General features: G+C 59.4%; 9 protein-coding genes. All 9 read left to right on the top strand.

The window, feature by feature from the left end; all coding sequences use genetic code 11:
• Positions 1–36 precede the first annotated feature (36 nt).
• The 9 genes from KUF73_RS27455 to KUF73_RS27495 all read left to right on the top strand — a co-directional run bounded on the left by KUF73_RS27455 (position 37) and on the right by KUF73_RS27495 (position 12,097).
• Positions 37–348, top strand: a complete 312-nt coding sequence (locus KUF73_RS27455; RefSeq protein ID WP_256345704.1) for a peptidylprolyl isomerase — start codon at positions 37–39, stop codon at positions 346–348.
• Between the two features lie 135 nt (positions 349–483).
• Positions 484–2,352 carry an extracellular solute-binding protein gene (locus tag KUF73_RS27460; protein ID WP_218441101.1) on the top strand — a complete coding sequence of 623 codons (1,869 nt, stop codon included), beginning with the start codon at positions 484–486 and terminating at the stop codon, positions 2,350–2,352.
• Positions 2,352–3,413, top strand: coding sequence for a microcin C ABC transporter permease YejB (locus KUF73_RS27465; protein ID WP_218441102.1), 1,062 nt, complete (start codon positions 2,352–2,354; stop codon positions 3,411–3,413). Before KUF73_RS27460 ends, KUF73_RS27465 begins: the two co-directional genes overlap by 1 nt.
• On the top strand, positions 3,413–4,435 hold the full coding sequence (locus KUF73_RS27470) for an ABC transporter permease (RefSeq protein ID WP_218441103.1): 1,023 nt from the start codon (positions 3,413–3,415) through the stop codon (positions 4,433–4,435). The genes KUF73_RS27465 and KUF73_RS27470 overlap by 1 nt, the downstream gene beginning before the upstream one ends.
• A 27-nt stretch (positions 4,436–4,462) precedes the next feature.
• Entirely contained in the window at positions 4,463–6,040 is a 1,578-nt protein-coding gene (locus KUF73_RS27475) for an ABC transporter ATP-binding protein (protein WP_218441104.1), read from the top strand.
• Between the two features lie 105 nt (positions 6,041–6,145).
• Complete coding sequence (locus KUF73_RS27480; RefSeq protein WP_218441105.1) at positions 6,146–7,561, top strand: sigma-54-dependent Fis family transcriptional regulator; 1,416 nt, start codon at positions 6,146–6,148, stop codon at positions 7,559–7,561.
• A 284-nt stretch (positions 7,562–7,845) separates the two neighbouring features.
• Entirely contained in the window at positions 7,846–9,237 is a 1,392-nt protein-coding gene (locus KUF73_RS27485; protein ID WP_218441106.1) for a GntP family permease, read from the top strand.
• A 7-nt stretch (positions 9,238–9,244) separates the two neighbouring features.
• Positions 9,245–10,018: a 3-hydroxybutyrate dehydrogenase gene (gene hbdH / locus KUF73_RS27490; RefSeq protein ID WP_218441107.1), complete on the top strand. Its 774-nt coding sequence runs from the start codon at positions 9,245–9,247 to the stop codon at positions 10,016–10,018.
• Between the two features lie 123 nt (positions 10,019–10,141).
• Positions 10,142–12,097 carry an acetoacetate--CoA ligase gene (locus tag KUF73_RS27495; protein ID WP_218441108.1) on the top strand — a complete coding sequence of 652 codons (1,956 nt, stop codon included), beginning with the start codon at positions 10,142–10,144 and terminating at the stop codon, positions 12,095–12,097.
• The last annotated feature ends 9 nt before the right edge of the window (positions 12,098–12,106 follow it).

The following is a 12,106-nucleotide window of genomic DNA, read 5'->3' on the forward strand; positions in this document are numbered from 1 at the left end:
AGGAGAAATAGCCCACCGAATCCGGTAGGCTCAGCAATTTACCGAACATTAAAAGGAGTATTTTCCATGGCTAAAGCCACTGCCCGTCACATCCTGGTTGCCAGCGAAGCCAAGTGCAACGAACTCAAGGCCCAAATCGAAGCGGGTGCAGACTTCGCCGAAATCGCCAAAGCCAACTCCACTTGCCCTTCCAGCCGCCAGGGCGGCGATCTGGGTTCGTTCGGCCCGGGTCAAATGGTCAAGGAATTCGACACCGTGGTCTTCAGCGCACCGATCAACATCGTGCAAGGCCCGGTCAAGACCCAGTTTGGTTACCACCTGCTGGAAGTGACCAGCCGTCAGGACTGATCGACGCCTGAGTTTTTTCCCGCAACGGCCCGCCTCTTGGTGGGCCGTTGTGTTTCAGATACGTAATTGGCTGGCGAGGGACGCGCCGCTAGCGTACAAATTGTCGTTAACGACCACCCGGCTCTAAGGCTGACAATGCGACTGGCTTTCTCTACTTTATTATTCACTGCCGTGGCCTTGCTGTTGGGTGCCACCGGTGTGGATGCCGCACCGCAACATGCGTTGACCGTCTACGGCGAACCGGCCAAGTACCCTGCTGGCTTCAGCCATTTTGCCTATACCAATCCGCAAGCCCCGAAAGGCGGCACGATGCGTCGTTCGGCGATCGAAATCGGCCATTTCGACCATGTCTTGCCCTACATCGACAAAGGTATCGGCGTCTCGCAGATTGACGGCCTCATCTACTCACCTCTGGCCCAACGTTCGCTGGACGAGCCATACACCGTGTACGGCCTTGTCGCGCAGAAGATGGAGCGCTCCGATGATGGCTTGTCCCTGCGCTTCTACTTGAACCCCAAGGCGCGTTTCGCCGATGGCACGCCGATCACTGCACAAGACGTACGCTACACCTTCGACTTGCTGATGACCCAGGGCAGCCTGCGTTATCGCACCCAATTCGCCGACGTCAAAGGCGTCGAAGTGGAATCACCACTGACTGTGCGCTTCGACTTCAAGAACAATGAAAACCGCACCCTGCCGCTGGACATCGCCACCCTGCCGGTGTTTCCCGAGCATTGGTGGAAGACCCGCGACTTCGCCAGTGGCGGCGGCTACGAGCCGCCGCTGGGCAGCGGGCCGTACAAAGTGAGCAAGGTCGACTCGGGGCGCAGCATCACTTTCGAGCGTGATCCGGACTGGTGGGGCAAGGATCTACCGGTCAGCCGCGGCCTCTACAATTTCGACCATTTCAGCATCGAGTATTTCGGCGACACCGACGTTGCCCGCCAGGTGCTGCGTGGTGGCGCCTACGACTACAACCGCGAATTTTCCGCCACCGGTTACTCCATTGGCTACGAAAGCCCGGCCCTGAGCGACGGCCGCCTGCAAAAGGCGCACCTGGCGACAGAAGCGCCACAACCCAGCCAGGGCTTTGTGTTCAACCTGCAAAAACCGATGTTCCAGGATCGCCGGGTGCGGCAGGCGCTCGCCATGCTCTGGGATTTCGAATGGAGCAACCGGCAGATGATGCGCAACATGTACATCCGCCAGCAGAGCTTCTTCTCCAACACTGACCTCGCCGCTCGGCGACTGCCGGACGCCGGCGAACTGGCGATTCTCGAGCCCCTGCGCGGCCAGATACCCGACGAAGTCTTCACCCAGGTGTTCGAAGCGCCAAAAACCGATGGCAGCGGCGTGATCCGCAACAAGCAGTTGCAAGCCCTTGATCTGCTGGAACAGGCAGGCTGGAAACCCGATGGCGATCAACTGGTCAACGCCGACGGTGAGCCGCTGAGCTTCACCTTCCTGGTCAGCCAGAACGGCATGGACCGTTTACTGTTGCCGTACAAACGCACGTTGAAACAGATCGGCATCGACCTGAGCATTCGTCGCATCGACTCATCCCAGTACGTCAATCGCCTGATGAGCCGCGACTACGACATGATCGTAACCGGCTACCCGGTGACCACCTCTCCCGGGGGCGAACTGCTCAACTACTTCGGCTCGGCCGCGGCCACTGATCCGGGTTCCAACAACTACATGGTGTTGAAGAATCCGGCGATAGATACCCTGATCAACGGGCTGGTGCGCGCCAATACCCAGGCTGACATGTTGCACTACGCCCATGCGCTGGACCGGGTGCTGCAATGGAATTACTACTGGATTCCCAACTATTACCCGCCGGGCACCTCCACCGTGTGGTGGAATCGCTTCGGCATACCGAACGTGCAGGCGAGCAACGACGAAGCCATCGAGAGCTGGTGGGAAATGAGCACCACGCCCTTGACCAATCAGCAGATGACCGCTGAGCGTATCCGCCGTGGCACACCCGGAGGACCGCATTGATGTGGACTTACATTCTGCGGCGCCTGTTGCTGATCATTCCCACGCTGGTGATCATTCTTCTGGTCAATTTCGTCATCGTCCAGGCCGCGCCGGGTGGGCCGGTGGAGCAAGCCATTGCCCACCTGCAAGGCATCGGCGGAGTCAATGTCGGTGGCGGCGCCAGCGAGGCAATCAGCAATAGCTCTCGAGCCAGCCGTGGGCTTGACCCGCAACTGATCAAGGACATCGAAAAACAGTACGGCTTCGACAAACCGGCACCGGAACGTCTGTGGCTGATGCTGACCAGCTACGCGCGCCTGGATTTCGGCAAAAGCTTCTTCCGCGGCGCTACCGTCACCGACCTGATCCTGGAGAAAATGCCGGTCACCATTTCCCTTGGGCTCTGGGCGACGCTGATCACCTATCTGGTGTCGATCCCGCTGGGCATCCGCAAAGCGGTGCATCACGGCAGCCATTTCGACATCTGGAGCAGTACCGCAATCATCATCGGCTACGCCATGCCGGCGTTCCTGTTCGCGATGTTCCTGATCGTGGTGTTCGCGGGCGGCACTTCGCTGAACTGGTTCCCGGTGCGCGGACTGGTTTCGGACAATTTCGAGTCGCTCTCGACCATCGGCAAAATCGCCGACTATTTCTGGCACCTGGTGCTACCCGTGACGGCGCTGGTGATCGGCGGCTTCGCGACGCTGACCATCCTGACCAAGAACTCGTTCCTCAATGAAATTACCCGCCAGTACGTGGTCACCGCCCGCGCCAAGGGTTTGAGCGAGCGCCGGGTGCTGTATGGCCACGTGTTCCGCAATGCCATGTTGCTGGTGGTCTCGGGCATTCCCCAGGCATTTATCAGTGTGTTTTTTGCCGGTTCGTTGCTGATCGAAGTGATTTTCTCCCTCGACGGCCTCGGTCGTATGAGCTACGAAGCGGCGGTGTCACGGGACTATCCAGTGGTATTCGGTTCGCTGTTCATCTTTACCTTGTTCGGCCTGCTGATAAAACTGGTGGGCGACCTCTGTTACACCCTGGTCGACCCGCGTATCGACTTCGCCGCGAGGAATGCCTGATGTTCAAGCTTTCGCCGCTGGGCCGTCGTCGTTTCGAACGTTTCAAGAAAAACCGCCGTGGCTGGTGGTCGCTGTGGTTGTTTGTCGGCCTGTTCATCCTGACCCTGGGTGGCGAGCTGATCGCCAACGACAAACCGCTGATCGTCAGCTATCAAGGCTCGTTGTACTTCCCCGCCCTCAAGCGCTACACCGAACAGGAATTTGGCGGGCAACTGCCGTTCCAGGCTGATTACCGAAGCGACTATGTACAGCAACTGATCAAGAAGGAAGGTGGCTGGCTGCTGTTTCCGCCGATCCCGTTCAGCGACGACACGCCGAACTATGACCTGAACAAACCTGCGCCTAGTCCGCCTTCGAATGTGAACTGGCTGGGCACGGACGACCAGGCGCGGGATGTATTGGCCCGGGTGATTTTCGGTGCACGGGTGTCGATTCTGTTTGCCTTGATGCTGACCTTTGTCAGCGCGCTGATCGGCATCGCCGCCGGTGCCCTGCAAGGCTATTACGGCGGCTGGGTCGACCTGATCGGTCAACGCTTGCTGGAGGTCTGGTCAGGGTTGCCGGTGCTGTACCTGCTGATCATTTTGTCGGGATTCGTCGAGCCGAATTTCTGGTGGTTGCTGGGGATCATGGCGCTGTTTTCCTGGCTGGCCCTGGTGGACGTGGTGCGTGCCGAATTCCTGCGCGGGCGTAATCTGGAATACGTCAAAGCCGCCCGTGCGCTGGGCCTGAGCGACCAGAAAGTGATCGTGCGGCACATTCTGCCCAACGCCATGAACGCCACCTTGAGTTACCTGCCGTTCATTCTGACCGGCGCAATCTCGACCCTCACCGCGCTGGACTTCCTCGGTTTCGGCATGCCTGCTGGCAGTGCCTCTCTGGGTGAGCTGATCGGTCAGGGCAAGCAGAATCTGCAAGCCCCGTGGTTGGGCCTGACAGCCTTTTTCACCCTGGCGTTGATTCTTTCTTTGCTGGTGTTTATCGGCGAGGCGTTGCGAGATGCCTTTGACCCCCGCTCTTGATGAGAGCGCATGATGCGGACTGCTGACATGAGTAACCTGATCGAAATCCGTGACCTCAGCGTGGCCTTCAACGGCCAGACCGTTGTGCGCAATCTGTGCCTGGACATACGTCCCGGTGAGTGCCTGGCGCTGGTGGGCGAGTCGGGCTCGGGCAAATCGGTGACCGCCCATTCGATTTTGCAATTGCTACCCGAAGTCGGCACTGAAAGCCGCGGTAGCATCCGTTATCACGGCAAGGAATTGCTGGGTGCCTCGTCCAAGGTGCTGCGTGAGCTGCGGGGCAATCGCATTGCGATGATTTTCCAGGAGCCGATGACCTCGCTCAATCCGCTGCACAGCATCGAAAAGCAGATCGGCGAGACCTTGCTCGTGCATAAAGGCCTGGCCGGTAAAGCGGCGCAAGCGCGGATTCTCGAGTTGCTGCATCTGGTGGGCATCAAGAAACCCAAGGAAAGGCTCAAGGCCTATCCGCACCAATTGTCCGGCGGGCAACGCCAGCGGGTGATGATTGCCATGGCCCTGGCCTGCGAACCTGAACTGCTGATCGCCGACGAGCCCACCACGGCACTGGATGTTACGGTACAGCGCAAGATCCTGTTGCTGCTCAAATCCCTGCAACAGCGTTTGGGCATGTCACTGCTGCTGATTAGCCACGACCTTAATCTGGTGCGCAGCATCGCCCAGCGCGTTTGCGTAATGAAGGCCGGCGAAATTGTTGAGCAAGCCAGCTGCGAAACGATCTTCACCGAACCGAAACACCCCTACAGCTGCGTCTTGCTCAACGCCGAACCGGAAGGTGAAGCACTGCCCCGCGATGAACGTGAAAACGTGCTGGAAGTGGACAATCTGCGAGTGCAATTCGCAATCAGCGGCGGGTTGTTTCAGCGCAAGACTTATTTGAACGCGGTGGACGGCATCAGCCTGAGCATCCAGCGTGGCAAGACGCTGGGTATCGTCGGTGAATCCGGTTCTGGCAAGTCCACCCTCGGCCAGGCGATCCTGCGGTTGCTCGACTCCGAAGGTAGCATTCGCTTTCAAGGTCAGGCGCTGGACGGCCTGACGCAGAAGCAATTGCGGCCATGGCGCAAGAAAATGCAGGTGGTTTTTCAAGACCCTTTCGGCAGCCTCAGCCCACGAATGTCTGTGGAGCAGATCATCTGCGAAGGCCTCGAAGTGCACAGTCAGTTGAGTACTGAAGAGTGCAACGCCGAGGTCATCCGGGCGTTGCAAGAAGTCGGACTCGATCCGCAGAGTCGCCATCGCTATCCCCACGAGTTCTCCGGCGGCCAACGCCAGCGCATCGCCATCGCTCGGGCGCTGGTGCTGAAACCGGCGCTGATCCTGCTCGACGAGCCGACCTCCGCATTGGACCGCACCGTGCAAAAACAAGTGGTCGCCCTGCTCCGTCAGCTTCAGGAAAAACATGGCCTGACATACCTCTTCATCAGCCATGACCTGGCGGTGGTCCGCGCCTTGGCGCACGACATGATCGTAATCAAGGACGGCAAGGTCGTGGAAAGCGGCGCCAGCCACGACGTGTTCGATTCGCCGCAGCACCCGTACACCAAAGAGCTGTTGGCGGCGGCACATCCGCGGCAGGCATAATTTTTGAATAGATCGCAGCCTGCGGCAGCTCCTGCATAACACCCCTGCAGGAGCTGTCGCAGGCTGCGATCTTTTGATCTTGATCTTCGACAATGGGATGTCTTCATGAACACCACCGAAAGCCTAAAGGACTACCAGCGCGTCCGCTTGCTGGCGATCCGCTCGTTGTTCGAGATCATCGAGCAGTCGAGTGAAGGCACGGTGATTGTCGACCGTGACGCCAACATCGTCTGGATGAACGAGCGCTATGCCAAGCGTTTCGGCCTGCAATCGGCAGAAGGCGCGATCGGCAAGGCCTGCGAAAGCGTGATCCCCGGCAGCCTGTTGCGCGAAGTGGTGCGCACTGGCCGGCCGATTCTGCTCGACATGCAGGACACGCCAAAAGAGCCATTGGTGGTCATGCGCTTGCCGATTCACGACGACGCCGGTGAAGTGATTGGCGCCATCGGCTTTGCCCTGTTTGACGAATTACGCAGCCTGTCGCCGATGCTCAAGCGCTACATGAACATGCAGGAAGAACTCGCTTCAACCCGCTCGCTGTTGCGTGCACGGCAGACCAAGTACAACTTTGCCCATTTCATCGGCACCAGCGCCGCCAGCCTAGAAGTCAAACGCCGCGCCCGGCGCAGTGCCAGCACCGAATCGCCGGTGTTGCTGCTCGGTGAAACCGGCACCGGCAAAGAGCTGCTGGCGCAAGCGATCCACAATGCGTCGCCGCGTGCGCATAAAGCCTTTGTCAGCATCAATAGCGCGGCGATTCCCGAGTCGCTGCTGGAAGCCGAATTCTTCGGCACCGCCCCCGGTGCCTTTACCGGTGCCGACCGCAAGGGTCGCGCCGGCAAGTTGCAGATCGCCCAGGGCGGTACGTTGTTCCTCGATGAAATCGGCGACATGCCGTTGCCCCTGCAAAGCAAACTGCTGCGGGTGCTGCAGGAAAAGGAATTCGAACCGGTGGGTTCCAACGACGTGATCCAGAGCGATGTGCGAGTGATCGCTGCGACCTCTACTGATCTTGAAGCGGCGATCAAACGCGGTGAGTTTCGCGCCGATTTGTATTACCGCCTCAATGTCCTGCCGATCCAGGTTCCGCCGCTGCGCGACCGCCTCGACGACCTGCCTGCTCTCAGCGAAGCGATTCTCGAAGAACTGCGCAGCCAACACGAACTGAACAGCGAAGCGCTGGAGTTGCTGGGACAGCATGCCTGGCCGGGGAACATCCGCGAACTGCGCAACGTACTGGAGCGGGCTGCTTTGCTCAGCGATGACCTGCGACTCACGGTGGCGGATATTCGCGCGGCCATTGGCACTTTCATGCCGATGGAGCGTACAGCGCCTGTAACCGTCGAAGCGGTGGAACATGAGACCTTCAGCGCGGCGCGAGAGCGCTTTGACCGGCAGCTGATCGAAACTGCCCTCGCTCAATGTGGGGGTAAGGTGATTGAAGCGGCGGCGCGATTGGGGCTGGGTCGCTCGACGTTGTATAAGAAGATGGTGGCGTTGGGGATTGCTGAGTCTCCATAAAGAGACAGAAATCTCTATTTGTAGATATTCTTTCCAAGGTCAAAAAATCGCAGCCTTCGGCAGCTCCTACACGGGATTTAGCGTTCCCCTGTAGGAGCTGCCGAAGGCTGCGATCTTTTCAATTTTAAAAAGTCTCACAACAGAGACAATAATCTTTCACACATTCAATAAAATAAAATTAAATCGTTATATTTCAACACCTTAGCTATATGGCACAAAACTCGCTATAGCGCTCTCCTACAAAAGAACCACCCTTACAAAAATAACAAACCAGGAGACACACCATGAGTGTGATCATTGCCTTGGCAGCCCTCGCGCTGCTGATGCTGGCTGCTTACCGTGGCTACAGCGTTATTCTTTTTGCTCCGATCGCCGCCCTCGGCGCCGTTCTGCTTACCGACCCTTCCGCCGTTGCGCCCGCTTTCACTGGCGTGTTCATGGAGAAAATGGTCGGCTTCATCAAACTGTATTTCCCGGTATTCCTGCTCGGTGCAGTGTTCGGCAAGTTGATCGAATTGTCGGGTTTCTCGCGTTCTATCGTTGCGGCAGCCATTCGCTTGCTTGGCACCCGCCAGGCGATGCTGGTGATCGTGCTGGTCTGTGCGCTGCTCACCTACGGCGGCGTTTCGCTGTTTGTGGTGGTGTTCGCGGTCTACCCGTTTGCCGCTGAAATGTTTCGCCAGAGCGACATCCCCAAGCGCCTGATCCCGGCGACCATCGCCCTCGGCGCGTTCTCGTTCACCATGGACGCCCTGCCCGGCACCCCGCAAATCCAGAACATCATTCCCAGCACCTTCTTCAACACCACCGCTTGGGCTGCACCGTGGCTGGGCCTGATCGGCACGATCTTCGTGTTCTGCGCCGGCATGCTGTTTCTCCAGCGCCAACGTAACAAGGCCCAACGTGCTGGTGAAGGCTATGGCACGGAGTTGCGCAACGAGCCGGAAACCGCCGCCGACATCAAGCTGCCCAACCCCTGGATCGCCCTCTCGCCGCTGCTGGCGGTGGGCATCATGAACCTGCTGTTCACCCAGTGGATTCCGCAGTGGTACGGCAAAACCCATAGCCTCGCGCTGCCAGGCATGGCCACGCCGGTGACCACCGACATCGCCAAACTCACGGCGATCTGGGCCGTTCAAGCCGCGCTGCTGGTGGGCATCATCATGGTGCTGGCGTTCGGCTTCCGGGCGATTCGCAGCAAACTCGCCGAAGGCAGCAAAAGCGCGGTCAGCGGTGCATTACTGGCGGCGATGAACACCGCATCGGAATACGGTTTTGGTGCGGTCATCGCCTCCCTCCCGGGCTTCCTGGTACTGGCCGACTGGCTCAAGAGCATTCCCAACCCACTGGTCAACGAAGCGATTACCGTGACGTTGCTGGCCGGCATCACCGGGTCCGCCTCGGGCGGCATGAGCATCGCACTGGCGGCAATGTCCGAGCAGTTCATCAGCGCCGCCCACGCCGCCAATATTCCGCTGGAAGTGCTGCACCGTGTGGCCGCGATGGCCAGTGGCGGCATGGACACCCTGCCGCACAACGGCGCGGTGATTACCTTGCTGGCGGTCACCGGTCTGACCCACCGCGAGGCTTACAAAGACATTTTCTGTATTACGCTGATCAAGACCCTGGCGGTATTCGTGGTGATCGGCACCTTCTACGCCACTGGCATTGTGTGAGGAATTCATGACGACTCTTTCGGGCAAGACCGCACTGGTTACCGGCTCCACCAGCGGCATTGGCTTGGGCATCGCCCTGAGCCTGGCCAAGGCCGGTGCCAATCTGATCCTCAACGGTTTCGGCGATGCCTCCAAAGTGATTGCCGAGGTCGAGCAATTCGGTGGCAAAGTTGGCCATCACCCCGCCGACGTCAGCGACCCGGCACAGATCGCCGACATGATCGCCTACGCCGAACGTGAATTCGGTGGTGTCGACATTCTGGTGAACAACGCAGGCATCCAGCACGTAGCGCCAGTGGACGAATTTCCGGTGGAGCGCTGGGATTCGATCATTGCGATCAACCTGTCGTCGGTGTTTCACAGCACGCGTCTGAGCCTGCCGGGCATGCGGGCCAAGGGCTGGGGCCGGGTGATCAACATCGCTTCAGTGCATGGCCTGGTAGGTTCAGTGGGCAAAGCGGCTTATGTTGCCGCCAAGCATGGGGTCATCGGCTTGACCAAAGTGGTCGCCCTGGAAACCGCCACCAGCCACGTTACCTGCAACGCCATTTGCCCTGGATGGGTGCTGACGCCACTGGTGCAGAAGCAAATTGATGATCGCGCCGCCACCGGGATCGATCCGCAGCAGGCGCAACACGATCTGCTGGCCGAGAAGCAGCCGTCGCTGGAATTCGTGACGCCGCCGCAACTGGGGGAGCTGGTGCTGTTTTTGTGCAGCGAGGCCGGTAGCCAGGTGCGTGGTGCGGCGTGGAATATTGATGGTGGGTGGTTGGCGCAGTAAGGAGCCAGCAGACCGCGTTGTCGTTCTTCGCGGGCAAGCCTCGCTCCTACAGGGTATTGCGCTGCCCTTGTAGGAGCGAGGCTTCCCCGCGAATGGATCTAAAGATAGAAAAAGAGGCGAATCATGTCCGACATCCTTTGGCAGCCTTCCCCTGGGCGCATCGGCAAGACCCGCATGGAGGCTTTCCGGCGCGCCGTCAATCAGCGCCACTACCTGCACATCAATGACTACCCTGCCCTGCACCAATGGTCCATCGATCAGCGCGAGGATTTCTGGCAAGCCATCGTCGATTTCTTCGACATCCGTTTCCATCAGCAACCCGACGCGGTGTTGGTGGAAGGCCCGCAGATGCCCAGCGCCCAATGGTTCCCCGGCGCAACCCTGAATTTTGCCGAGCACCTGCTGCGCCGTCGCGACGATGCCGTAGCAGTCGTCGCCGTAGGTGAAAACGGTCAGCGTGAGCAGTTGACCTGGGCTGAACTGGCTGAGCACGTCGCAGGTTTTCAAAACGGTTTGATCGCCGCCGGTGTTGGCCTCGGCGACCGGGTCGCCGCCTGCATGCCCAATACCTGGCAAACCCTGGTGGCCATGCTCGGCACCACTAGCCTTGGGGCGATCTGGTCCTGTTCTTCGCCGGACTTCGGCACGCAGGGGGTGATCGACCGCTTCGGCCAGATCGAACCGAAAGTGCTGGTTACCTGTGCCGGTTACCGTTACGCCGGCAAGGAGATTGACCAGACCATCAAGGTCAACGAAATCCTCGAACGCCTGCCGTCATTGCAACAACTGATCGTCGTGCCCTATGCACGTCCGCAGGCGCACATCGAAGATTTCCACACGCAGGCCAACGTGACGCTGTGGGACGACTTCTATTTCCCTGGCGGTGAACCGGATTTCGTCGCCATGCCCTTCGCGCATCCGCTTTACATTCTCTATTCCAGCGGCACCACCGGCGTGCCCAAATGCATCATCCACAGCACCGGCGGCGTGCTGTTGCAACACGTCAAAGAACATGGTTTGCACAGCGATCTTGGCCCCGGCGAGCGCTTGTTCTACTACACCACCTGCGGCTGGATGATGTGGAACTGGCTGGTCTCGGCCCTGGCGGTGGGCAGCGCCGTGGTGCTGTACGACGGCTCGCCGTTTCAACCCGACCCCGAGCGCTTGATCGACCTGATCGATGACGAACGCATCAGCGTCTTTGGCACCAGCCCCAAATACCTGGCGACACTGGAAAGCAGCGGCGTCAAACCCATGCAAAGCCATGACCTGAGCAGCCTGAAAACCCTGCTCTGCACCGGATCTGCGTTATCGCCGCAGAGTTATGATTACGTCTATCGCGACCTCAAGCGCGATCTGTGCCTGGCATCGATGTCGGGGGGCACCGATATCGTCTCGTGCTTTGCCAACGGCAATCCGCTGCAACCGGTGCGTCGCGGCGAAATGCAGGGTAAAAGCCTGGGCATGGCCGTCGAGGTCTGGAACGACGAGGGTCAACCGGTGATTGGCGAGAAAGGCGAACTGGTGTGCACCCGGCACTTCCCGGCAATGCCCATCGGCCTGTTGAACGACCCCGATGGCGAAAAGCTCAAGGCCTCCTATTTCAGCCAGTTTCCGGGTGTCTGGGCTCAAGGTGATTACGCCGAGCAACTGCCCCACGGCGCGATGATGATCCACGGTCGCTCCGACGCTGCGCTCAATCCCGGCGGCGTGCGTATCGGCACAGCGGAAATCTATCGCCAGGTGGAAAAAGTCCCGCAGGTGCTGGACAGCGTTGCCATCGGCCAGCAATGGCAGGATGACGTGCGTGTGGTGCTGTTCGTGCGTTTGCGCGACGGGGTCGAACTGGACCAGGCACTGGCGCAGCAAATCCGCCAGGTCATCCGCGCCAATACCACACCGCGCCATGTGCCGGCGAAGATTGTCGCGGTGACCGACATTCCCCGGACCATCAGCGGCAAAGTGGTGGAACTTGCGGTGCGCAATGTGGTGCATGGGCAGACAGTGAAAAATACTGATGCACTGGCCAACCCTGAGGCGCTGGAGCAATTCCGCAACCGCCCCGAACTCAAGGATTGAAACACCCCC

The sequence above is a fragment of the Pseudomonas sp. PD9R genome, assembly GCF_019200975.1.
Classification (GTDB): Bacteria; Pseudomonadota; Gammaproteobacteria; order Pseudomonadales; family Pseudomonadaceae; genus Aquipseudomonas.

Coding starts and splice junctions, on each gene's coding strand:
- KUF73_RS27460 (WP_218441101.1), top strand. CDS start 484: ATGCGACTGGCTTTCTCTACTTTATTATTCACTGCCGTGGCCTTGCTG.
- KUF73_RS27465 (WP_218441102.1), top strand. CDS start 2,352: ATGTGGACTTACATTCTGCGGCGCCTGTTGCTGATCATTCCCACGCTG.
- KUF73_RS27470 (WP_218441103.1), top strand. CDS start 3,413: ATGTTCAAGCTTTCGCCGCTGGGCCGTCGTCGTTTCGAACGTTTCAAG.
- KUF73_RS27475 (WP_218441104.1), top strand. CDS start 4,463: ATGAGTAACCTGATCGAAATCCGTGACCTCAGCGTGGCCTTCAACGGC.
- KUF73_RS27480 (WP_218441105.1), top strand. CDS start 6,146: ATGAACACCACCGAAAGCCTAAAGGACTACCAGCGCGTCCGCTTGCTG.
- KUF73_RS27485 (WP_218441106.1), top strand. CDS start 7,846: ATGAGTGTGATCATTGCCTTGGCAGCCCTCGCGCTGCTGATGCTGGCT.
- hbdH (WP_218441107.1), top strand. CDS start 9,245: ATGACGACTCTTTCGGGCAAGACCGCACTGGTTACCGGCTCCACCAGC.
- KUF73_RS27495 (WP_218441108.1), top strand. CDS start 10,142: ATGTCCGACATCCTTTGGCAGCCTTCCCCTGGGCGCATCGGCAAGACC.